This is a genomic window from Flavobacterium chungangense LMG 26729 (assembly GCF_000735715.2).
GTDB lineage: Bacteria > Bacteroidota > Bacteroidia > Flavobacteriales > Flavobacteriaceae > Flavobacterium > Flavobacterium chungangense.
On sequence record NZ_JASY01000002.1, the window covers coordinates 426,799 to 451,484 of the forward strand.

At 35.5% G+C, this 24,686-nt stretch carries 17 protein-coding genes; 13 read left to right on the top strand and 4 right to left on the bottom strand.

From position 1 onward, the window contains the following. The 4 genes from JE46_RS05040 (at position 1) to JE46_RS05055 (ending at position 3,101) form a co-directional block, all read left to right on the top strand. Positions 1-495, top strand: coding sequence for an RNA polymerase sigma factor (locus JE46_RS05040; protein ID WP_031454169.1), 495 nt, complete (start codon positions 1-3; stop codon positions 493-495). Then, positions 482-1,051 carry a hypothetical protein gene (locus JE46_RS05045; protein ID WP_031454170.1) on the top strand — a complete coding sequence of 190 codons (570 nt, stop codon included), beginning with the start codon at positions 482-484 and terminating at the stop codon, positions 1,049-1,051. Before JE46_RS05040 ends, JE46_RS05045 begins: the two co-directional genes overlap by 14 nt. 317 nt (positions 1,052-1,368) lie before the next feature. Next, on the top strand, positions 1,369-2,865 hold the full coding sequence (locus tag JE46_RS05050) for an MFS transporter (protein WP_031454171.1): 1,497 nt from the start codon (positions 1,369-1,371) through the stop codon (positions 2,863-2,865). Between the two features lie 11 nt (positions 2,866-2,876). After that, complete coding sequence (locus tag JE46_RS05055) at positions 2,877-3,101, top strand: DUF6814 family protein (RefSeq protein WP_031454172.1); 225 nt, start codon at positions 2,877-2,879, stop codon at positions 3,099-3,101. A gap of 75 nt (positions 3,102-3,176) precedes the next feature. On the opposite strand, the gene JE46_RS05060 is transcribed toward JE46_RS05055, so the two are convergent. From JE46_RS05060 to JE46_RS05075, 4 genes are all read right to left on the bottom strand, one after another. After that, the gene (locus JE46_RS05060) at positions 3,177-6,062 is read right to left on the bottom strand and encodes an alpha-amylase family glycosyl hydrolase (RefSeq protein WP_031454173.1); all 2,886 of its coding nucleotides are present in this window, start codon (positions 6,060-6,062) and stop codon (positions 3,177-3,179) included. A gap of 72 nt (positions 6,063-6,134) precedes the next feature. After that, entirely contained in the window at positions 6,135-6,899 is a 765-nt protein-coding gene (locus tag JE46_RS05065; protein WP_031454174.1) for a SusE domain-containing protein, read from the bottom strand. Between the two features lie 29 nt (positions 6,900-6,928). Then, a complete protein-coding gene (locus JE46_RS05070) occupies positions 6,929-8,536 on the bottom strand; it encodes a RagB/SusD family nutrient uptake outer membrane protein (RefSeq protein ID WP_031454175.1) in 1,608 nt (535 codons plus the stop codon). A gap of 54 nt (positions 8,537-8,590) precedes the next feature. Then, positions 8,591-11,566 (bottom strand): SusC/RagA family TonB-linked outer membrane protein, encoded by a 2,976-nt coding sequence (locus JE46_RS05075; RefSeq protein ID WP_031454176.1) that lies wholly within the window; start codon positions 11,564-11,566, stop codon positions 8,591-8,593. A gap of 237 nt (positions 11,567-11,803) precedes the next feature. Here JE46_RS05075 and JE46_RS05080 point away from each other — a divergent pair, with 237 nt between their 5' ends. The 9 genes from JE46_RS05080 (at position 11,804) to JE46_RS05120 (ending at position 24,686) form a co-directional block, all read left to right on the top strand. Next, positions 11,804-12,838, top strand: coding sequence for a LacI family DNA-binding transcriptional regulator (locus JE46_RS05080; RefSeq protein WP_031454177.1), 1,035 nt, complete (start codon positions 11,804-11,806; stop codon positions 12,836-12,838). A 278-nt stretch (positions 12,839-13,116) separates the two neighbouring features. Continuing rightward, the gene (locus JE46_RS05085) at positions 13,117-14,472 is read left to right on the top strand and encodes an MFS transporter (protein ID WP_031454178.1); all 1,356 of its coding nucleotides are present in this window, start codon (positions 13,117-13,119) and stop codon (positions 14,470-14,472) included. 18 nt (positions 14,473-14,490) lie between these two features. After that, positions 14,491-15,144: a beta-phosphoglucomutase gene (gene pgmB, locus JE46_RS05090; protein ID WP_031454179.1), complete on the top strand. Its 654-nt coding sequence runs from the start codon at positions 14,491-14,493 to the stop codon at positions 15,142-15,144. Between the two features lie 148 nt (positions 15,145-15,292). Next, the gene (locus JE46_RS05095) at positions 15,293-17,599 is read left to right on the top strand and encodes a glycoside hydrolase family 65 protein (protein WP_031454180.1); all 2,307 of its coding nucleotides are present in this window, start codon (positions 15,293-15,295) and stop codon (positions 17,597-17,599) included. 115 nt (positions 17,600-17,714) lie between these two features. Next, positions 17,715-19,829, top strand: coding sequence for a glycoside hydrolase family 97 protein (locus JE46_RS05100; RefSeq protein ID WP_031454181.1), 2,115 nt, complete (start codon positions 17,715-17,717; stop codon positions 19,827-19,829). Positions 19,830-19,950: 121 nt separating this feature from the next. Beyond that, positions 19,951-20,775, top strand: coding sequence for an abortive infection system antitoxin AbiGi family protein (locus JE46_RS05105; protein ID WP_031454182.1), 825 nt, complete (start codon positions 19,951-19,953; stop codon positions 20,773-20,775). Positions 20,776-20,803: 28 nt separating this feature from the next. After that, entirely contained in the window at positions 20,804-22,663 is a 1,860-nt protein-coding gene (locus tag JE46_RS05110; RefSeq protein ID WP_031454183.1) for a glycoside hydrolase family 13 protein, read from the top strand. Positions 22,664-22,803: 140 nt separating this feature from the next. Beyond that, positions 22,804-23,481 carry a glycerophosphodiester phosphodiesterase gene (locus JE46_RS05115; RefSeq protein ID WP_031454184.1) on the top strand — a complete coding sequence of 226 codons (678 nt, stop codon included), beginning with the start codon at positions 22,804-22,806 and terminating at the stop codon, positions 23,479-23,481. After that, positions 23,478-24,686 (top strand): BaiN/RdsA family NAD(P)/FAD-dependent oxidoreductase, encoded by a 1,209-nt coding sequence (locus JE46_RS05120; protein ID WP_031454185.1) that lies wholly within the window; start codon positions 23,478-23,480, stop codon positions 24,684-24,686. The genes JE46_RS05115 and JE46_RS05120 overlap by 4 nt, the downstream gene beginning before the upstream one ends.

Genomic DNA, 24,686 nt, shown 5'->3' on the forward strand with positions numbered 1-24,686 from the left:
GTGAGTACCAAAGAGCAATTTAACAACATATACAACAGCCATTATCCTAAGGTATTTCGTTTGTGCAAAGGTTATTTTTGTGGAGATACAGCATTGGCTTCGGATGCGACTCAGGAAATCTTCATTAAGATATGGGAGAAATTAGACACATTCCGAAATGAATCAAGTGTTAGTACATGGATTTACAGAATCACTGTAAATACCTGTCTCCTTTACTTGCGAAAATCATCTTCTAAAAAAGAAATAAGGACTCACATTCAGCCTCAGGTTGTTTCAGAATCGTATTCGAATGAAAAAGAAGAACAACTTCAACAAATGTATCAGTGCATACAAAAACTTGAAGAAACAAATAAAATGATAATTCTAATGACTTTAGATAGTGTAGGATATCCTGAAATAGCTGAGGTAATTGGTATAACCGAGGAAGCACTTCGCGTTAGAATTCATCGAATTAAAAAAAGTTTAACTCAATGCGTACAAAATGAAAACATTTGAAGACTTACAAACTATTTGGAACCAGCAAACCGGTCCAGATTCAAAACCAGCAGTAGCTGATATTGTTAAAAAAGCAGAGGAATATACTAAAAAGATTAAACGCAATCATTTTTGGACCAGAGTAATTTTAAGTGTAACCTCTGTGATATTAATATTTTATTATGTTTGGGCAGGTGCTTATAAACAAACGTTATTTAGTTTAGGATTAAGCATTATGATTACGATGCTTATATTTCGTATCGTTTTAGAGTGGGTTAGTATGGAAAAATTAAAGAACCTAAAATCAGATGTTTCTTTGATTGAATACAGTAAGCTGGCACAACAGTTTTATCAATGGAGAAAAAAAATTCATTACGTTTTTACACCGGTAGTTTATCTGATATACATTGCAGGTTTTACGCTCCTACTGCCTGTTTTTAAAGAAAGTTTTTCAAATGGGTTTTATCTTTACATACTAGTGAGTGGGTTTGGTTTTTTACTGCTTTTCGGATTGCTTTTGATTAAAATGATTAAAAAAGAGATAGGGCTTTTAAGTTTTTTAAAAAATATCTCCTAAAATAAGGTAATTAATTAAACATACAGAGTAAGAAAAGATTTCATGTTTCTAGCCCTTTGATTAATTCTAAAACCACACAGCGCATTAAAGGTTTACAATGCTTATTACAACTTTTGTGAACCTTTAATGTTCTTTGCGTCATTTGCGATCAACATTTTCTTTTCATTTATCACAGCTTTCTCATTGCTTAAAAATGTAAAATACACAATTAATCTGCTTTTGTTAAAAAAGTATCAGTGAGATAAATAAATATCTTTTATATTCGTAAAAAAATATTTTAATTATTTGTTTATTATCAATTACATTATTTGCAGTTTATGAGTAAAACATCTACAAAAGGCATCTGGAAAGTCATTTCGGCCTCTTCAATGGGAACAATGATTGAATGGTATGATTTCTATATTTTTGGAAGTCTAGCCGTTGTAATTTCTACCAAATTTTTTCCCAGCGACAATCCTACCGCAGCATTTCTGTCAACATTAGCCACTTTTGCGGCAGGATTTGTAGTGCGTCCTTTTGGAGCCTTATTCTTTGGAAGACTTGGAGATATTATTGGTCGTAAATACACTTTTATGGCTACCTTATTATTAATGGGTGGATCTACTTTTTTAATAGGCTGTATTCCAAGTTATGAAACGATTGGTTTTTTAGCACCTTTATTGGTTCTGATTTTACGTTTACTACAAGGATTAGCGCTTGGTGGAGAATATGGAGGGGCAGCAACATACGTTGCAGAACATGCGCCCAAAGGACAGCGAGGTTATTGGACTTCCTGGATTCAGACTACAGCAACGGTTGGATTGTTTATTTCACTGATGGTTATTCTGGCGACAAAAACGGTTCTTTCAGCTGAAGATTTTGACATCTGGGGATGGCGTGTTCCGTTTTGGGTTTCGATAGTAATGGTAGGAGTTTCATACCTCATCCGAAAAAATATGGACGAATCTCCTGAATTTGCAAAAGCAAAAAAAGAAGGAACGACAAGTGCAAGTCCATTAAAGGAAAGTTTTGGAAACCGTTATAATTTAAAATTTGTACTGCTTGCTTTGTTTGGTGCTACAATGGGGCAGGGTGTTGTTTGGTATACCGGACAATTTTACGCCATGAGTTTCATGAAAACAGTAATGAACATAGACTCCTCGCAGGTTGATACTTTATTGGGAATTGCGCTTTTATTAGGAACTCCGTTTTTTATTGTATTTGGATGGCTGAGTGATAAAGTAGGAAGAAAATATATTATGATGGGCGGTATGCTGCTGGCCATTTTCCTGTACAGACCGATTTACAAGGCAATGTATACCACAACAGATACTACCCTTAAAACAGAAATTACAGAAAAAACAAAAACTACCGTTGAACTAACTGCTGCCAAGGATTCGGTTTATACGACTCATAAAGAATTTACAGATGGAACCGTTTCAATTGAAAAAAAGACGCATTTCGCTGCTAAAAAAGACGCTCAGGTTACTACCTCTGTCATTATTAACTCGAGTGATGAATGGAGTCTGATTTTCTTAGTATTTATTCAGGTATTATTTGTTACGATGGTTTATGGGCCAATAGCAGCCTTTTTAGTGGAAATGTTTCCGGTAAAAATTCGTTACACTTCAATGTCATTGCCGTATCATGTTGGAAACGGAATTTTTGGAGGTTTGCTTCCTGCGATTTCGACTTATTTTGTGACTCATTCAAAAGCAGCAGGAAAACAGGACTTTTATCTCGACGGACTTTGGTATCCGATCGTGATTGCCTCTATTTGCTTTGTAATTGGAATGATTTATATCGATAATAAAAATAAAAACTCTCACCTTTAATCTGCTGAAAAATGAATTTTATAAAAAGAGCCTTGGGAATTCTGTGGATAGTATTAGCAATTGCTGCTGCCTATTTTTGTGTTTTTGAATTTGGTCTGCCAAAATTTTTATCTGATCAGCAAGAAGATTTAGTATTTGGGATTATCATTCTGTTTATCCTGACTCCTTTAATTGTTTTGGGACTGGGAGTTTTTGGATACTTTTCGTTAACAGGAGAATATGATAAAGAAAACTAATCTCTAAAACAATAAAAAAACAAAAGGCTGTCCATATATGGACAGTCTTTTTGCATTACTAAACTAACCAAAAATTTATTTTTTAATAAACTTTATCACTTGTGCTTCATTATTATCATTAAGCGCTTTTACAATATATAAGCCCGGTTTTAAATCGCTTACGCCAAATTGAAAATCAGGATTTCCATTGGTTGCAAAACTTTTTACCAACTGACCTGTAATGGCATAAATTTCAACTTTTACAGCAGTAAAATTCAATGTAAAATAATTTGAAACCGGATTTGGATATAAACTCACTGCATTGCCTTTTTCAAAATCCTCAATAGCCAGACTGGCTTGTTTGTTTCCGTAAATTCTGAATTCACCTGCCGGAATACTTATTACAGCATTCACATCGGTAACATTTATTGTAGAGTTGTCCATTAAATTATACCATGTTCCCGGATATGAAAAACCAGTGGCAACGTTTTGTGTTGTTACATTAAAATTGGCTATAATCAATACATCTTTAAGCTGAGTAGAATTTAAAGCAGCATTGGTAATTTTAATGTTTGGGTACAAAGAGCTTGTATTGGCCATTGTTGCAGTCCCTGAGAACACAGGTTCTTTGGTTTTTAGGGTAATCATTTTGGCCCAATCGTTGTAAATTTTACTTCGAGCAGTATTTCCGAGCCAGTTTCCTGTCCATTGAGGCTGTGGTTTTGTGTCTAATTTACAATCTCCTGAAATCGTAGCCGAAGCATCGTTTACAGTTCCGTTATTACAAGTGAAAATAGAAGAATCCCAGCCTAAATCTCCAAAATGCCAGATCATTTTTGGCCCCGGAACTAATAATGAAACGGCTCCAATAGCTGACATTCTTGACAAGGCTGTATTTAATGTTTTTACATTGTGTGCTGAATTTGTTGAATTTCCGTATTGAATATTTTTATACATCAGGCGTTCTTCGTCATGACTTTCTGCATAACCTATCAAACGATGCGAAGTAAAACCGCGGCTTGAACTTGTCATTCTTGAGATATTACTGGTATATCCCATAGACAATTCATTATAAGCATTATTCAGATTTCCCCACATCATGATTCCTTTGCTTGGCGATTCTGCAATTTTGTAATTTGCCCATTGCTGTTCTTCCAAATCAGTTCCTAAATGTTCGAAAATAGTATAATGTGTAGGATCAAGACTCCATGAATAATCTGCGTATGATTTCAAAACATCAACTCTGTCTTGTTGGAAATTTCCTGTGCACGGCTCTTGTCCGCCTGCAACATTTGAAGGACAATTTTGAGTAAATCCTTTGGTTAAATCCCAACGCAGACCATCAATTTTATATTCTTCAACCCATTGCTTTACAACACGCTTCACATAATTTTGAGTTCTGATGGACTGATGATTAAAGTCTTCACCAACATTATAACTATGCATTGCCACTGTATTGAAATAAGGATTTTCAGTAGTTGGTGATCCAAATCCGTCGCCGTCAGGATCGTTCATCCACATTCTTACCATTGGATTTCTTCCGAAGGCGTGATTTAAAGCCACATCCAGAATAACTGCAATTCCGTTTTGGTGACATAGATCGATTAATTCTTTTAACTTATCTGAAGTTCCGTAGAATTTATCCAGAGCCATGTGAAAAGAAGTATTATAACCCCAGCTTTCGTTGCCCTCAAATTCCATTATCGGCATTAATTGAATCGCGTTTATTTTCAGATTTTTAAAATAATCAATTCTATCAATCAGGCTTTGATAATTTCTGTTGGCATCAAAATCACGAACCAAAACTTCGTACACTACCAATTTATCTTTTTCAGGTTTTGTAAAATTGGTCACCTGCCAATTGTATGGTGTTTGTCCGGTTTTTAAAACCGTTACTTCAAATTGCTGCCCTGATGGATAAGCCGGCATGTTTGGGTAATTTGCGGCAGGAATCGAACCGTCATCATAAGGAGACAGAACCAAGGTAGAATAGGGGTCTGCCACTTTAACCAATGAAGGTGAATTAGCCAAGGGCGTTGCATCTCCAACCCAATATTGAAACGTATTATTCGCTCCAGAAACCAGTCCTGATAATTCAAGCCAAAATTTCCCTGAAGTCGGATCTTTTTTCATGGCATATGTCGATGAAGGCTGCCAGTTATTAAAACTTCCGGCAACGTAAACAAAATCTTTTAAAGGCGCATCCAGAACTAAAGTCGCTTTTGTAGCATCGGCTGCGTTGTAATTGATTCCATCAACCAAACCAGCAGGCATAGCTTCTGAAACGGTATTAGGATTAACAATAACCGAAAACTTTTTTGAAATTGTTACTGCTCCCTGTGTTACCAATAATTCATAACTCTGATTTGTAGTGATGTTGGTATGGCTAAAGGAATAACTGGCTGTACTTGCATTTGTATTAATCGTATTTCCGTTTGATTTTAGTACATAACCCGCAACACCATTGGTATTTGTAGCAGTAATATTAAAATTAGCTCCTGATGCTAAAATGGCTGAACTGTTTTCTACCGGTGCAGTAAGTGTAACCTGAAAAGTACCTACTTCGACCAAAATATCCTGCGATTTTTTGTCTCCGGTTCCGTCTTTGGCTTTGACCAAAAAACCAATTCTGCCAATTCCGGTTGCATTGTAATATGTAGCCGGAGTAATGGTTTTGGTATAAGTATCCGTCCCAGCGTTATAAGTAAACATACTTGCAGCGCTTGAAGCGGTCCATGAGCCATTATTTGGCGTTCCTTTTGCGGTAGTGTCATTGGTATCAAAAGCCCATGCCCACATGTATAATTCGTGAGTTGCGGCATTTCCCCACGTAGTTTCATTGATACTGCTTCCGTTTATAGTAATGGTAATGGCATTTGTTTCTTCAAAAGGATTAGGACTTATTGAAGAGGTTACGTTTTGTACCTGGGCAAAAACAGCAGCCGACATTAAAAAGAATAGTGTTAGTAAAGTTTTTTTCATAAGGATTGTGGTTAGTCAGTCTGATTAAAAAAAGGCTACCCGCAGATAGCCTTTTTACTAAATCAAAAATTACTAATTTTTTGTAATGGTGTATGTTTTTGCAATGAAATCAACAACAATAGTATAGTTTCCTGCTGTTGCAATTGGAATATTAGCTCCGCCTGCTTCTAAACTTAAATTATTACCATCATCACCATAATTTGTTGTCCACCCATCATCTAATCTGAATTTGATTTCTCCAACAGCTAAGTTCATTGTGATTGAATATTTTTTAGTAGCTGAGTTATAATCTAAATTCGCATCAGTTCCCCAACCGTCACCGCCTGTTGTTGCAGCTGTTGCACTACCAATTATACCCCAGTTGTCCCATGCAGGGTAAGGAGTAACTTTGATGGTATAAGAATTAGATATTTGAGGAGTTGATCCAACACCTCCAACAGTAGATTTAATGCGTACATCAATCTGACCTTCAACAAAAGGAGCTAAACCAATATTTAAAGCTGCTGCGTTTAATTCTGAAACAGTAAAGTTTTTGAACTTGTCTGTGGTTGTACCTGCAACATATGGAGTTGCGAAGCTAGTTCCTGCTTTTGCTATTTCTACACTATAATTAACAACAGTTGTGCTTCCTTCATATTGTGCGTCATCCCAAACAAAGGTAGTTGCAAGACCGCCTGCATTAGCCAGTTCAAGTACAACATTAAAATCTGATTTAGGGCTTAATAATACCGGAGCAGTTGCAGCCTCAATTACTGGTCTGCTTTCTACGTCGTCGCCTGAACATGAAACAGCCAAAATGCTGATAAATGCAATTAAAATTTTATTTATATTTTTCATCTTATTGATTTTTTTTATGAGTTATTTAGTTAGTAACCAGTGTTTTGAATTAAAGTAGGGTTTGCCTGAATAGTTGTAGCAGGAATAGGCATAAGGTTTCTATAGGATTCTGTAGAAGTACCGTTTTTAACACCGCCTTTCCATTGCCATAATTTTGTAGATCCTGTAAATTTGTCGAAACGAATTAAGTCAGTTCTTCTGTGGCATTCCCAAAACAATTCTCTTCCTCTTTCGTCAAGAATAAAATTAAGGTTTAAATCTCCTGATGTTATAGTAGAAGCTCCTGCTCTGGTTCTCAATTTATTGATGTATCCAACTGCAGCATTCAAATCTCCGCCCGTACCTCCTCTCAAGATTGCTTCTGCATACATTAGGTATACATCAGATAATCTGAATACAGGGAAATCAGTATCCGGGATATCATTTCTTTGGGCTAAACCTCCGTCTGATTTTTTATTAGTGAATTTAGTCACCGCATAACCATTTGTAAAAGATCCTATATTATTGATATCAAGTGTTTGTCCGGTAGTATAGAATGTTCCTCTTTTATCACCGGTTGCTGTTTCATCAGGAAATAACTGAACAAATTCTTTTCTTGTTCTGATGCCCTGCCAGCCTCCATCCATACCGTAATCACTTCCATTCATTGAACCGCCAATTGAAGCATGAATAATGAAACTAACTCCTGCTCCGGTAGCTCTGATTAAGTTACCATCACTGATTACAGGGAAAATAAATTCGCTTTGCGCACCATTTGTGTTATTGTCTGCAGAGAACAAATATTTGTAAGGTACGTCTGCAAAAGTGTATCCAGAATTATTGATGATTTCACCACAAAGAGCAACAGCTTCTGTATTTTTTGCAGTTCCGATATATACTTTGGCATTCAAATAAATTTGAGCCAATAAGAATTTAGCAGCCGTTTTGTCAACTCTTCCGTATTCGTTTGCTTTAGAGGCAACTAAACTATTATCGATATCTTTTAGCTCACTTTCTACAAAAGCAAAAACTTCAGCTCTTGATTTTTGAACCGGATTGTAAATTCCTACCGGATCAGCTTCAGTTGTAATAGGCACATTCCCGAACAAATCCATTAACTGAACATAGTCAAAAGCTCTTAAAAAACGTGCCTCTGCTCTAAAAGCTGCAATTTCTGTTTTCAATGCAGCATCAACATTTCTTTCAGCAAGTTTTTCATCGGTTGTTTGTCTTAAAAACTCATTTGCAAGACTTATTTGATAAAAAGATCTTGAATAAACTCCGTAAAGGAATTCATTGCTCGGTCCCCAGGTCTGAGTATTCATTGTAGGCAGTGATCCATCTGCCCAGGCAATCACAGCCTCGTCAGTTGTAAATTCCTGTACTACAAACAGAAGTCTTAAATAACTGCTGAAATCACCACCAATTCCGGAAATATCCGGTGATGCATCTCCGTCATTCCCACCAACATACATTCCGGCATATAATTTTGCTAAAACCTGCTTATAGGAATCCGGGCTTTTAAAGAAATCTTCTGACAAAAACTCATCATCATCTTCCGGTGTTACATCCAGGTCACTTGTACAAGATGTAAAAGCTAAATTTAAACCCAGGATTACCAGGAATAAAAAACTTATTTTTTTAAATGATATTTTCATTTTATTTACTTTTTAAATTTTAATTGAAACTTCAATACTTTATCGAATGATAAATTAGAAATTAGCATTTACACCAAATACATAAGTTCTCGCACGTGGATAAACATTACCGTCTACACCTGAAAAACTCTCAGGATCTATTCCGCTGTACTTACTAAATACTAATGCATTTTGTACTCCTACAGTAAAACGTAATGATACTTGTTTGAATAAAGATCTATCAACATTGTAGCCAATACTTGCATTATCTAATTTGATGAAAGAAGCATCTTTTACGTAATAGTCAGATAAATAACGCTGAGTTCCGTTATCTTCAAAAGTAAATCCGGTGTTATAATAATCCGGTGTTATATTCGCCAAATCAGTATCTCTTCTTAGACCAGCCTGTAAATATCCTTTATCCGAGTTGATGTTATCAAAAATGAAGTTACCTACACTTGCTCTCCAGCTCATTGTAAAGTCGAATTTTTTATAATTGAAAGTACTGAATAACCCGAAAGTATAATCTGCTGTTGGTTTATGAAATCTGTAACGATCTGAATTGTCAATTCTGCCATCCTGATTTCTGTCTACATAGGCACCCTGAATTGGTTTTTTGTTCGCATCGTATAATTGCTCAAAAACATAGAAAGCAGCCGGATTAAATCCTACAGAGTTTATTTTTATTCTGTTATTACTTCCTCCCGTGATATTATCTCCTGTCATGTATCCCTGGAATCCAGGTACAGTAAATCCTAAATCTGTAATTTCCTGATTAATGTAAGTCGCATTAAATGCCAGATTCCAGTTTAAATTATCCGATTTTAAAACGTCACCGTTAAGGTTAAATTCTATACCGTCTGTTTTTACACTTCCTACATTTGAGAATCCTGAATTTCTGATGTTAGCACCATCAGGATACGCAATGTCAGCTAATAAATCATTCGCTTTTTTGTTGAAGTAATTTAAAGATCCGTTAATTCTGTTTGCTAAAAATCCAAAATCAATACCTAAGTTAAATTCGGCAGTATCTTCCCATTTGATATCTTTATTAAATCCTTCTGTTTTAGCAACCTGATAAGCAGTGCTTCCAAAAATATAATTCGAATTTATGGTTCCTAAAGTTACTCTTCTAAGGTAGTCATAAGCTGCTGTAATATCCTGCTGACCAGTAGTACCGTATCCAACTCTTAGTTTTAAGGATGAAATAGTTGAATTGTTTTTCAAGAAATCTTCTTCAGTAATATTCCATGCAAATGCTGCTCCTCCAAAATCTCCCCATCTGTTTTCTTTAGAAAAACGTGAAGTACCGTCTCTTCTGTAGTTTATAGTTAATAAATAACGGCTTTCGTAACCAATATTTGCTCTGGCAAAATAAGACTGTAGGTTAATATCAGCATCAGTAGTTACGTCAGTAGCAGGATTTGGTCTTCTTATTTCTCCACTATTGTATGCTTCTCTTTCAAACATTTGATAGTTATAACCACCCGTTAAATCTAATTTGATCTTTCCGAATGCTTTCACATAATTTAAATAAGCATTTAAGTTTTTATTTTGTCTTGAATCTGTATATCCTCTGTAATCTCCCAAATTTGTCCAGTTCCCTGCAGAGAAAGATGTAGGCTGATAACCGTTTACACTTTCGGTACTGTTTTCTTCGTAACCATTACTGTCAAATTTATCAATTCCTAATTCCGCAACAGCTCTCAAATCTTCAAGGAAATGAAGTTTGTAATCTACTCTTACGTTACCCCATTTTCTGGTTGAAGTAGATTTTCTCGTATTTTGATTGATGCGTGCTACCGGATTTTTAGCAGCAAGAAGATTCACATCTCCATTTGCCTGCAGCCATTCGAAATAACCTCCATAACGAGAACCTTCATCATATACAGATTGTGTTGGGTCAAAATTAATGGCACTTCCGATTACACTGTTTTCATCCTGAAATTGGTTTTTACCAAAAGACAAGTTTCCGCTAATGTCAATTTTTAAATGGTTATCAAACAATACCGGGTTTAACGATAAAGACGTAGTTGTTCTTTCAAACGAAGTATTTTTTAGTATACCCGGAGTATTTGTATTACCTACAGACAATCTTGCAGGTAGTTTTTTAAACAAAGAACCGCTTGCTGAAATATTGTTATCCAAAGTTACTACATTTCTAAATACTTCATCCTGCCAGTCTGTATTTGCAGTTCCTAATAATGCTTTTTGTGCAGCTGACCCTTTTTCGTTTACAAGTTCACGAAACTGATCTGCGCTTAAGACATCTATCTTTTTTGCAATAGAGCTGATTCCCGTCTGAGAATTAAAAGTAACTTTTAATGCGTCTTTAGAACCCTTTTTTGTTGTAATAACGATTACACCATTGGCAGCTCTAGAACCATAAATTGCAGAAGCCGAAGCATCTTTAAGAACAGTAAAAGATTCAATGTCATTAGGGTCAATTGTAGATAAGATGCTGGTAGAGCCATCTGGAACCGCATTACTCAACGGAAGTCCGTCTACTACGATTAAAGGGTCGTTTGAAGCATTTAATGAAGAACCTCCTCTGATTCTGATATTTGCTCTTGCTCCCGGAGCTCCTCCTCCGGTAACACTAACACCTGAAATTCGGCCTGTTAACAGACTTTCCGGAGTTACATTTAATCCTTTATTAAATTCTTTTGAAGATAAAACTGCTACTGCTCCCGTTGCATCTTTTTTCTTAACGGTACCGTAACCTACCTGCACAACTACCTCTTTAAGTTGATTGGTATCTTCTTCTAGTGAAATGTTTAGTGTTTTTTGTCCGTTATAATCGACAGTTGCTGTTTTGTATCCAATAAAAGAAACTACGATTTTGTTTCCGTTCTTTACATTAGATAATTCAAAATTACCGTCAAATCCGGTTGATGTTCCTCCCGAAGCACCTTGTACATTTACATTTACCCCCGGGATTGGTTGTCCTGTCGCCTTGTCGACAACTGTACCTTTTAAAGTGCTTTGAGCTAGCATCGTAAAAGGTATTAGCAGGAATAAAAATAACAACTTTTGAGAAATTGTTTTCATACTTTTTGTTTAATTTAGTTTGAGTTTTTGATTGTTAGTTAAGCTTTTAATTTTACTTCGAATTTCAAAATTAGGAATTAATTAACATGCTCAACATCAAGCCTTTTTTATTGGCTTACGCAAACGTGGTAGTGTTGAAAACTTTATATATTATGCCGTTTTTTTAAGAATAAAATTATGATTTATGAAAATTAAACATACCTTTATTATTAATAACATTTTTTTCAAATTAACACCATGAAACGAAAAGTGACCCTAAAACAGATTGCAAAAGAGCTCGATGTATCTATTTCAACGGTCTCAAAATCATTGCGAAACAGCTCTGAAATTGGCGAAGAAACACGATTAAAAGTTCAGGCTTTTGCAAAGTTTTACAACTACAAACCAAACAACATTGCCCTTAGTTTAAAAAACCGAAAAACCAAAAGTATTGGTATTATCATTCCGGAAATTGTACATTATTTTTTCTCTACCGTAATTAACGGAATTGAACAGATTGCAAACGAAAATGGTTATAGCGTAGTAATCTGTTTATCGGATGATTCTTTTGATAAGGAAGTTTTAAATATGGAAATGCTAGCCAACGGAAGCATTGACGGTTTTATCATGTCGCTTTCTAAAGAAACCCAGTTCAAAGGTGATTTCCACCATATTACAGAAGTGATCAATCAGGGAATGCCGGTTGTGATGTTTGATCGTGTTACCAATGATATTTTATGTGATAAAGTAATTATTGACGACAAAGCTGCTGCCTATGAAGCCGTTCAGAGCCTTATTGATAGCGGAAGAAAAAAAATAGCCCTTGTCACAACTGTTGATTATGTAAGTGTTGGAAAACTCAGAACTGATGGTTACGAAAAAGCACTTTTAGACAACGGATTACCATTCAATGAAGATTTAATTATAAAAATTGAAGATGTAGATACCTGCGAAATTACAATCAGCCAGCTTTTACATGACAGGGCTTTTGATGCCGTTTTTGCCGTAAATGAGCTTTTTGCCGTAACCATTATTAAAACAGCAAGCAAAATGGGACTTAAAGTTCCTGATGACCTGGCTGTAATTGCTTTTACCGACGGAATTATTTCAAAATACTCTACGCCAAGTATAACAACAGTAAGCCAGAGCGGAGAAAAAATGGGCAGTAAAGCAGCTAAAATGCTTATTGAAAGACTCGAAGCAGAACATGAAGATGATGAGGAGGAGGAAAATGAAAATTACACGACAGAAGTAATCGAAACGCATCTTATAAAAAGAGAGTCTACCGACTAATTCTGAAAATCATAAATTAAAAGTGATAAAAACTGACGAAACCTGAATTGTATTTTCCATTTTATCACTTTTGATTTTAATAGTACTATTTTCTTATTTAATTCATTACTACAACCTTGTAGTAAAAAATGTTTGCTCTTATTTGCCTATATAAAACAAAAAACTGAAATATATTTATATATTTACAGCCCAGTTCAAAGCTTTTACTTTTACTTCGAAATAATAGTAAGTTTTGATAAGCAAAGCGCTTATCGTATAATTTTTTACAAATTGCGATAATGGAAAAGCGTAAATTAAGTTTCTGGGAAATTTGGAATATGAGTTTCGGTTTCCTTGGGATACAAATGGGGTTTGCACTTCAGAATGCAAATGCGAGCAGAATTCTACAAATCTTTGGTGCCGACGTCCATGAGCTTTCATGGTTCTGGATTATTGCTCCCCTTATGGGATTAATAGTGCAGCCTGTTATTGGTCATTACAGTGACAGAACCTGGGGAAGATTTGGCAGACGGAAACCTTTCTTTTTAATAGGGGCAATTTTGGCTTCGGTAGGATTAATCCTGATGCCTCAGGCTAATATTTTCACTTCAGTATTACCTGCTTTGTGGGTTGGCGCCGGAATGTTAATGATTATGGATGCCTCTTTTAACATTGCCATGGAGCCTTTTCGTGCACTTGTTGGAGATAATTTGCGAACAGATCAGCGTACTGCAGGATTTAGTATTCAGACTTCATTAATTGGCTTTGGAGCCGTAATTGGTTCAGCACTTCCTTATGTTTTAACAAAATGGTTTGATGTATCAAATAGCAGTACACCGGGAAGTGTTCCGTTAAACCTGACGCTATCCTTTATTATTGGTGCTGCTGTTTTAGTGGGTTCAATTCTCGTAACCATGTTTACAACAAAAGAATATTCACCTGAAGAACTGGTAAAATTTGAGGATCCGCAAAATCAGGTGATTTCCAATGTTGAGGAAAAATCAAAAATTACCGACATTTTCACAGATTTTGCAAAAATGCCTGTAACAATGCGTCAGCTCAGTTGGGTGCAGTTCTTCTCCTGGTTTGGATTATTCGGTATGTGGGTTTTTACAACTCCTGCCATTGCACACCACATTTACAAATTACCGCTTAGCGACACTTCGAGCCAGCAATATCAAAACGCAGGGGACTGGGTCGGAATTTTGTTTGGGGTTTACAACTTTGTTTCTGCCATTGTAGCTTTGTTTTTCCTGCCGTACATCGCAAAAAAAATCGGACGAAAAGCAACACATTCATTTTCTTTAATTATAGGAGGAATTGGTTTAATATCCATTTACTTTATGCCAGATGAAGATTGGGTAGTTTTACCTATGGTTTTAATTGGAATCGCCTGGGCAAGTATTCTGGCTATGCCTTATGCTATTCTTGCCGGTTCGATTACGCCTAAAAAAATGGGTGTTTACATGGGAATTTTTAATTTCTTTATTGTTATTCCACAAATTGTAAATGCATTAATTGGAGGTCCTGTGGTAAAATATCTTTATCATGGAGAAGCCATTTATGCTTTACTCACAAGCGGAGTGAGTTTCTTAATTGCTGCCGCATTAGTTTACAAAGTAAAAGATGTAGACGACACTATCCTAAAATCATAAAGAAGATCCCTTTTTACAATGAGCAAAAAAGCATTCATTTTCGACCTTGACGGAGTCATTGTCGATACAGCCAAATATCACTTTTTGGCCTGGCAGAAAATTGCTGAGGCCTTACATATAAATTTTACCCACGAACACAACGAACTTTTAAAAGGCGTAAGCCGTGTTCGTTCTTTGGATATCATTTTAGAACTAGGAAATGTTCAGGTTTCACAGACCGATAAAGACAAAATGCTGATTCAGAAAAATGAGGATTACTTATCGTATTTAGTTGACATGGACGAAAGCGAGATTCTTCCGGGAGTTTTTAAAATTCTGCAATTATTAAAAGATAAAAATCAGGGAATCGCACTGGGTTCTGCCAGTAAAAATGCAAGGCCCATTCTGGAAAAAACAGGGATTTTGTCTTACTTCGATGTCATTGTTGACGGAAATGACGTTACCAATGCAAAACCAGACCCCGAAGTTTTCTTAAAAGCGGCTCACTTACTAAACATTGATCCAAAAAACGCCATCGTTTTTGAAGATTCTGTTGCCGGAATTCAGGCAGCAAACATTGCAGAAATGGTTAGTGTAGGAATTGGCGAGGAAACCATTTTACATGAGGCAGATTACATTTTCAAGGACTTCACTCTTATCGAGGAAAGTTTTATCCAAACGTTAATCAATTAGAAAATGTGTCAATTTGATAATTAGAAAATGAAAATTATCAAATAATAAAATAGTATAAATCATCAATTAACAGATAAATCAAATTAGAAGAAACAGTCAAATAATTATCAAATTGACACATTTTCTAATTATCTAATTAAGAAAACAAATGAATCAGGATTATATAAAACCAGACAACTGGTCCATCATTGAAGAAGGATTTGATACCGAAAAGGTCAAATCTTCTGAAAGTCTTTTCAGCCTTGGTAACGGGGCTATGGGACAGCGGGCCAATTTTGAAGAAGCGTACTCCGGCGAGACTTTTCAGGGAAGCTACATTGCCGGAATTTATTACCCGGATAAAACCAAAGTAGGCTGGTGGAAAAACGGTTACCCGAAATATTTTGCCAAAGTCTTAAACGCGCCTAACTGGATTGGAATTAATATCGAAATCAACGAAGAAAACCTGGATTTGAACGCATGTGATGAGGTTCGGAATTTTCGCAGAGAGCTGAATATGAAAGAAGGATGGTACAATCGGTCTTTTGAAGCCGTTTTAAAAAACGGAACCGAAATCGCTGTTAATGTCCGTCGTTTCCTTTCTTTGGACTTAGATGAAGCGGGAATCATTAAATACGATATCACACCTTTAAACAAAGATGCCAAAATTGTATACAAACCTTATATTGACGCTGGTGTAACCAATGAAGACGCTAATTGGGATGAAAAATTCTGGAAACCATTAGAGGTAAAAAAATCAAACAGTGAGGCTTTTGTAACAGCAAAAACGTTTAAAACGCATTTTAAAGTCACTACTTTTATGCACAATACGATTTTGGCTAATGGTGAAAACGTAAATATTTCTCCTTCTGCAATTGATTCCACAATTGATAAAGTGCAATTTACTTACGGAACAATTATAGCAAAAGGGCAAACCTCATCCATTCAGAAAATAGGTGGCTATACCGTTTCTTTAAATCACGAAAATACTTTGGCTGCAGCCGAAAAAGTAATTAAAACAGCAGTTGGCTTAGGATATGATACTTTACTTCAAAATCAAATTGATGCCTGGGCAAAAATCTGGGAAATGTCAGATATTACTATTGAAGGTGATGTAAAAGCACAGCAGGGAATCCGTTTCAATATTTTCCAGTTGAACCAAACCTATTCCGGAAAAGACAGCCGATTAAACATTGGACCAAAAGGATTTACCGGAGAAAAATACGGCGGATCAACGTATTGGGATACTGAAGCCTATTGTATCCCGTTTTACATGGCCACAAAAGATCAGGAAGTTGCCCGAAATTTATTGACCTATCGTTACAATCAACTGGATAAAGCGATTGAGAATGCAAAAGATAATTTAGGTTTCAAAAACGGTGCAGCTTTGTATCCAATGGTTACCATGAATGGCGAAGAATGTCATAACGAATGGGAAATCACACACGAAGAAATCCACAGAAACGGGGCAATTGCTTTTGCGATTTACAACTATTACCGTTACACAGGAGATTACTCCTATATTCCTGAAAAAGGATTGGAAGTATTAATCGGAATTGCACGTTTCTGGCACCAGAGAGCTTCTTTTTCCAAAGAAAAAAACCAGTACGTTATTTTAGGAGTCACTGGGCCAAATGAGTACGAAAATAACATTAACAATAATTTCTACACCAATTATATTGCAAAATGGTGTATTGATTATGCTGAAGAACAAATTAAAAAAGTAGCTTCAGAATATCCGCAAGATCATAAAAGAATAGTAGAAAAAGTAAACCTTTCTGCTGCTGAAATTCAGGAATGGAAAAAAGTAGCAGATGATATATATTTTCCAACTTCTGAGGAATTAGGAGTTTATCTGCAGCAAGACGGTTTCTTAGACAAAGAATTAATTCGGGTAAAAGATTTAGACCGTTCGCAGCGCCCTATTAACCAAAAATGGTCCTGGGACCGTGTGTTACGTTCGCCTTATATCAAACAAGCCGATGTTTTGCAGTGCTTCTATTTCTTCGAAGATCATTTTTCGAGAGAAGAATTAAAACGAAATTTCGAATTTTATGAGTCATTTACTGTTCATGAAAGTTCACTTTCGCCTTGTGTACACTCAATTCAGGCTGCTGTTTTAGATAAAATGGACATGGCGTATACTTTTTACCTGAGAACTTCACGTCTGGATTTGGATGATTATAACAAAGAAGTAGAAGAAGGCTGTCATATCACGTCAATGGCGGGAACATGGATGAGTATTGTTGAAGGTTTTGGCGGAATGCGTGTTAAAAATGACCAGCTTCATTTTTCACCAAAAATTCCGAAAGAATGGAAAGGATATTCATTTAAAATCAATTTCAGGCATCAGATTTTAAAAGTTACAGTAAGTCATACTGAAACAACTTTTATGGTAGATGGTGATCAGGATTTAACGATTATCGTAAATGGAAAATCTGTAATTGCAAACAAACAACTTGCAAAAATTAATTAAATTACAATACTTTAAAACTAAAAATATGAAATGAGCATGACCGGAAATTGGTCGAATATACCAATTAGGATATGCGAATTACATATGACCTTTAAAAATCAATAAATATCATCATATGAAAAACTTATTTTTCGCAAGTTTAATCTTGTTTGCATTCAGCTCAATAGCAAATGCACAGCAATTAAAATCACCGGAAGGGAAGTTCGTAATGGAGTTTTCGCTTCAAAATGACGGAACTCCAGCTTACAATTTGAAATACAAAAACAAAGAAGTTGTAAAAACCAGTAAATTAGGTCTTGAACTTAAAAACGATACCAAATCTTTACTAAATGATTTTACGGTTGTTGATACTAAAACCAGCACTTTTGATGAAACCTGGAAACCGGTTTGGGGAGAAGTTGACAACATCAGAAATCATTATAACGAATTGGCGGTAACTTTAAATCAAAAAAGTACTGACAGACAAATCATAATCCGTTTCCGTTTGTTTAATGACGGACTTGGATTTAGATATGAATTCCCTGCTCAAAAGAACCTTACTTATTTTGTTATTAAAGAAGAGAGAACTCAATTTGCAATGGCAGGCGACCACAGGGCTTTCTGGATTCCGGGAGATTATGATACTCAGGAATACGATTACACCAAATCAAAATTATCAGAAATCAGAGGTTTATCTGAAAAAGCCTATACTGCAAATGTTTCGCAAAAAAACTTTTCACCAACAGGAGTTCAGACTTCTTTGATGTTAAAAACAAATGATGGTTTATACATCAATTTACACGAAGCAGCTTTGATCAACTATTCTTGTATGCATTTGAATTTAGACGATAAAAACATGACTTTTACCTCTTGGTTAACGCCAGATGCAAAAGGTGACAAAGGGTATATTCAGGCGCCAAGCCATTCGCCCTGGAGAACAATTATGGTGAGCGATGATGCAAGAGAAATCTTAGCTTCAAAAATGACTTTAAACTTAAACGACCCATCAAAAATTGATGATACTTCATGGATTAAACCGGTTAAATATGTGGGTGTCTGGTGGGAAATGATTACAGGAAAAAGTTCATGGTCGTACACAAACGATTTCCCAACGGTTCAATTAGGCGTTTCTGATTTCTCAAAAGCAAAACCAAACGGAACACACGGAGCAAATAATGCTAACGTAAAAAAATACATTGACTTTGCGGCACAGAACGGTTTTGATGCTGTTTTAGTCGAAGGCTGGAACGAAGGCTGGGAAGACTGGTTCGGACATTCTAAAGATTATGTTTTTGATTTCCTGACGCCTTACCCTGATTTTGATGTGAAAGGTCTGCATGAATACGCGAAATCTAAAGGTGTAAAAATCATCATGCACCACGAAACTTCCGGATCTGTTCGCAACTATGAACGTCATATGGATGCTGCTTATAAATTCATGAACGATAATGGATACGATGCCGTAAAAAGCGGTTACGTAGGTGATATTTTACCTCGCGGTGAAAACCATTACAGCCAATGGATTGTAAACCACTACCAATATGCAGTCGAAAAAGCAGCTGATTACAAAATTATGGTCAATGCGCACGAAGCCATCCGCCCAACAGGAATCTGCAGAACATATCCAAACTTAATTGGAAACGAAGCGGCAAGAGGAACAGAATACCAGGCTTTTGGAGGTTCAAAACCAAATCACGTTACCGTTTTACCATTTACACGTTTAATTGGTGGCCCAATGGATTACACGCCTGGAATCTTTGAAATGGATATCAGCAAAATGAATCCCGGAAATACCTCTCACGTAAACAGCACATTGGCAAACCAATTGGCTTTGTACGTTACAATGTACAGTCCGTTGCAAATGGCAGCTGATACACCGGAGAACTATAACCGTTTTCCGGATGCATTCCAGTTCATTAAAGATGTGGCTGTAGACTGGTCTGAAAGTAAGTACATTGAGGCTGAACCGGGAGATTTCGTTACTGTTGCCCGTAAAGCCAAAGGAACAAACAATTGGTTTGTTGGAAATGTGAATGGAGAAACGCCACGTACTTCAAACATCGACTTCAGCTTCCTTGAAAAAGGTAAAAAATACACTGCAACCATTTATGCTGATGCAAAAGAGGCACATTACAAAACAAATCCGCAGGCTTATACTATTAAGAAAATTGCTGTAACCAATAAATCAAAATTATCACAGTTATCAGCTCCAGGTGGAGGTTATGCGATCAGTATTATTGAAACCAAATAATCCTTTAAAAGGCAAGTAATTTCTCCCAGGATTGCTTGTCTTTTTGTTATTATTTTTATTTTATAAATCAAGCTCTTTTTGTACTATTTTTAGGATTGTAAATTTATAATTCAATATCAAAATGAAGAAGTCAAAAAAAGCAGAAAATATAGATCCCATCTTTAACCAAAAAGAAATTAATCATATTGTTCATTACACAAACAATTTTGAATTTCTTTTAAAAATTTTAAGAGATGGCTTTTCTCCTTCTTACTGTGCTGAGAAAATAAATGATATTGATTATTATATCCCAATGACAAGTTTCTGTAATATCCCTTTGGGAGATGTTGATTTATACATGAGATACGGAAAGTTTGGAATTGGAATGAGTTTAGAATGGGCTATAAAAAATTCGATTTCTCCAGTTGTTTATATACATGAAACTACACCATTTAAAGACATTCATTCAAAGCTTCTTCAAATGCATTTTTCTGGAATGTTACTGAAAATGTTTGGTAATAAAACATTCGAAAATGCAGAAAAAGATTTTAAAGATTTTGATTATACAGAGTATGATAAAAATTTAGAAAGCATACGAGATATTGCAATTCCAGCAATTCAATTTTTCAAAAATTGGAAAACAAATTATAAAGAAAAAGAAATCAGAACTTATCATGAAAGGGAATGGAGATATATTCCTAATTTAATAAATGATAGATTATTATTAAAAGATGAATTCATAGAATTAAAAAAAACTAAATACCAAAAGAAACCTCATTTACCTGAATTTACCTTGCCATTAAACTCTTTAGAAAACATTAGATATATAATAATTAACAATGAAATGCAGAGAAAAAGGGTTCTTTCTGTTTTAGAAAGGAAATTTGGAAAAGATATTGTCTATGATTCTATTATTTCTGGAAATTTAATGATAATTAATGACGATTTAATTCGTAATGATTTTTAAGATGGTGATTTTAAAAAACTAAAAAAACATGAAATTTTACAAGATATTATTCCGAAATCTAATCCTAATCGTCCTGTTGTTTTCCGCTTCCGCGAAAGCGCAAATACAAAAAACAGAACCGCCTTTCTGGTACGCCGGAATGAAAAATCCGGAACTGCAGATTATGTTCTACGGAAAAAACATTTCGCAGTATGAAACTTCGGTATCAAATAATGTTGCGATTAAAAATGTTGAAAAAACTGAAAACCCAAATTATCTTTTTGTAACCATAGATACAAAAGATGTAAAAGCTTCAGAATTAATTTTTTCCTTTAAATTGAAAAACAAAGTAGCTTTTACACAAAAATATTCCCTTAAAGAAAGAAGAGCCAATTCAGCAGACCGAAAAAGTTATGATGCATCAGATTTGATTTACCTGATTATGCCGGATCGTTTTGCAAACGGAAATCCAAAAAACGACAGCAATGCTTCTTTAGCAGAAAAAGGAAATCGTGCTTTGCCGGGCGGACGTCACGGTGGAGATATCGAAGGAATCATTAAAAACTTAGATTATATTTCGTCTCTTGGCGCAACAACAATTTGGAGCACGCCTTTATGCGAAGACAATGACAAGGAGTATTCCTACCATACTTACGCACAATCTGATGTGTACAAAATAGATCCGCGTTACGGAACTAATGACGACTACGCTCGTTTGTCTGCAGAAATGCATAAAAGAAACATGAAACTGGTAATGGATTATGTTACGAATCATTGGGGAATTACCCATTGGATGATGAAAGATATCCCAACCAAATCATGGATTAATCAGTTTGAAAATTATACTCAAACGCACCATCGTCGTGAAGTAATTCCGGATACGCACGCTTCAAAAACAGATCAGGAAATTTGTATTGATGGCTGGTTCGTACCTTCAATGCCGGATTTGAATTTAAGAAATCCATTAGTTGCAAAATATTTAACTCAAAACGCTATTTGGTGGATTGAATTCGCCAATCTTGACGGATTTAGAGTAGATACTTATAATTATTCAGATGCAAACGCAATGGCCAATTGGGCAAAAGCAGTTACTGCAGAATATCCAAACTTTAATATCGTGGGAGAAATCTGGATGCACAATCAGGCGAGTCTGGCGTATTGGCAAAAAGACAGTAAAATAGGCGAAATTCAAAACTACAATTCGAATTTACCAAGTGTAATGGATTTTATTTTGCAAGATCAAATTGGTTCTGTTTTTAATGAAGATACCCCGAATTGGGATGGCGGACTGATTAAATTCTATAATAATTTTGCAATGGATTATTTGTATCCTAATGTCAACAATCTTTTGGTTTTTGCTGAAAATCACGATACCAACAGAATCAATGATGTTTACAAATATGATTTTGCAAAATATAAACTGGTGATGACTTTGATGGCAACCGTTCGCGGAATTCCACAAGTATATTACGGTTCAGAAATTGGAATGGGCGGTGATAAAAGCAAAGGCGGTGACGCCGATATTCGTCAGGATTTTCCGGGCGGTTGGGCAGGCGACAAAAATAATGCTTTCTCTTCAGCCGGAAGAACAGCAGAACAGGCAAAATACTTTGATTTTACGTCAAAATTATTCAACTGGAGAAAATCAAATGAAGCTCTTCATTTCGGAAAAATGACGCATTACATTCCTGAGAATAATACCTATGTTTATTTCAGATATACAGATTCTAAAACGGTAATGGTAGTTTTCAATAACAATTCAAAAGAGCAAGTTGTAAAAACTAATCGTTTCAAAGAAAACATCAAAAATTATACATCAGGAAAAGATGTTTTGAATGGAAAAACATTCGATTTATCTTCTGAAATTACTTTGGAACCAAAATCAGCTCTGGTTTTAGAATTGGAATAAAACAAATTACATTGTTATTCTGCCACGAATTCACGAATTATTTTTAACAATCTTTGAAAATAAAATTCGTGAATTCGTGGCTATTATTTTTCCTCTGCAACTTTGTACCTTTGCAACTCTGAACCTTATTCAATAGAAAAATGCTAAAAATAGCTCACAGAGGTGCAAAAGCATACGAACCCGAAAATACACTTCAGGCTTTTCAAAAAGCTTTAGACCTAAATTCAGACGGAATTGAACTTGACGTTCACCTCAGTGCTGACGGGCATATCATCGTAATGCACGATGAAACCATCGATAAAATGACCAACGGGAAAGGTGCTGTAAACACATTCACATTATCCGAATTAAAGTCTTTTTTAATTGTTGATAAACACCAAATTCCGACTTTGAATGAGGTTTTTGATCTGGTCAGAAAAAGATGTTTTATCAACGTCGAATTAAAAAATGCCGATACTTCAAGACAAGTTGTTTATTTAATTGAAAAATACATTGCAGAAGAAGACTGGGATTATAGCCATTTTATCGTTTCAAGTTTTGACTGGAATGCTTTACAGGAAGTACATAATCTAAATTCAGATATTCCAATTGGTGTTTTAACCGAAGAAGATTTGGATACTGCTTTGGCTTTCGCCGAATCGATACAGGCAAAAGCTATTCACCCTGATTTTCACTTATTAAATGCTGATAATGTTCACAAAATGCAGGAAAAAGGTTTTTGGGTTCTACCGTGGACTGTAAATGTTGAAGAAGATATTCAAAAAGTTAAAAGCTATAATGTAAACGGAATAATCTCTGATTTTCCAGATAAAATATGATCAAAAATTTCGACATTATCATCGTTGGCGGAGGCGCAGCAGGTTTTTTTACCGCAATTAATATTGCAGAAAAAAATCCGAAACTTAAAATTGCCATTTTAGAAAGAGGAAAAGAAGTTTTATCTAAAGTCCGCGTTTCCGGTGGCGGAAGATGCAACGTAACACATGCCTGTTTTGAACCGAATGAATTGGTGAAGTTTTACCCAAGAGGCGAAAAAGAACTTCGTGGACCGTTTCATCAATTCTGTTCGGGAGATACAATTGAATGGTTTGAAAAACATGGTGTTGAACTTAAAATTGAAGAAGACGGCAGAATGTTTCCGGTTTCGAACTCCTCGCAAACTATTATTGATTGTTTTTTAAAAGCAACAGAAAAGTTAGGTATCAAAGTATTGACAGGACAAAGCGTACAATCGATTTTTAAAAAAGAAAATCACTGGAAAATTGACACACAAACCGAAAATTACGCTACCGGAAAATTAGTAATGGCAACAGGAAGCAATCCAAAAATTTGGGAAATGCTTCAGGAACAAGGTCATGCAATTGTAAGCCCCGTTCCTTCCCTATTTACATTCAATATCAAAGATTCCAGGATTAAAGAATTACCCGGAGTTGCAGCTCAAGTTACCGTAAACGTAAAAGATACCAAACTAGAGTCAACGGGTCCTTTGTTAATCACACATTGGGGAATGAGTGGCCCTGCCATCCTAAAACTTTCGGCCTGGGGAGCACGAATCCTTCACGATAAAAATTACCAGTTTACGATTTTCGTTAATTGGCTTAATGATGTTGATACCGAAGATGCTGAAAAAATTCTGAAAGAATTAAAACAGGAACATGCCAAAAAAGCCGTTTCAAAAAAATCACCTTTTGAATTCCCGAATCGTTTGTGGGAAAGTTTAGTTTTAGCTTCGGGAATTGAAGAAGAAACAAAATGGGCAGATTTATCTAAAATTCAATTGCAGAATTTAGCTTTACAATTGACTCAGGCAAAATTTCAGGTAAACGGAAAAAGCACTTTTAAAGAAGAATTTGTAACTGCAGGAGGAATCGATTTAAAGGAAATCAACTTTAAAACAATGGAAAGCAAGATTCACGAAAACCTTTATTTTGCAGGCGAAATTGTCAATATCGACGCCATTACCGGAGGATTTAATTTTCAGAATGCCTGGACAAGCGGGTTTATTCTGGCTCAAAATATTTAA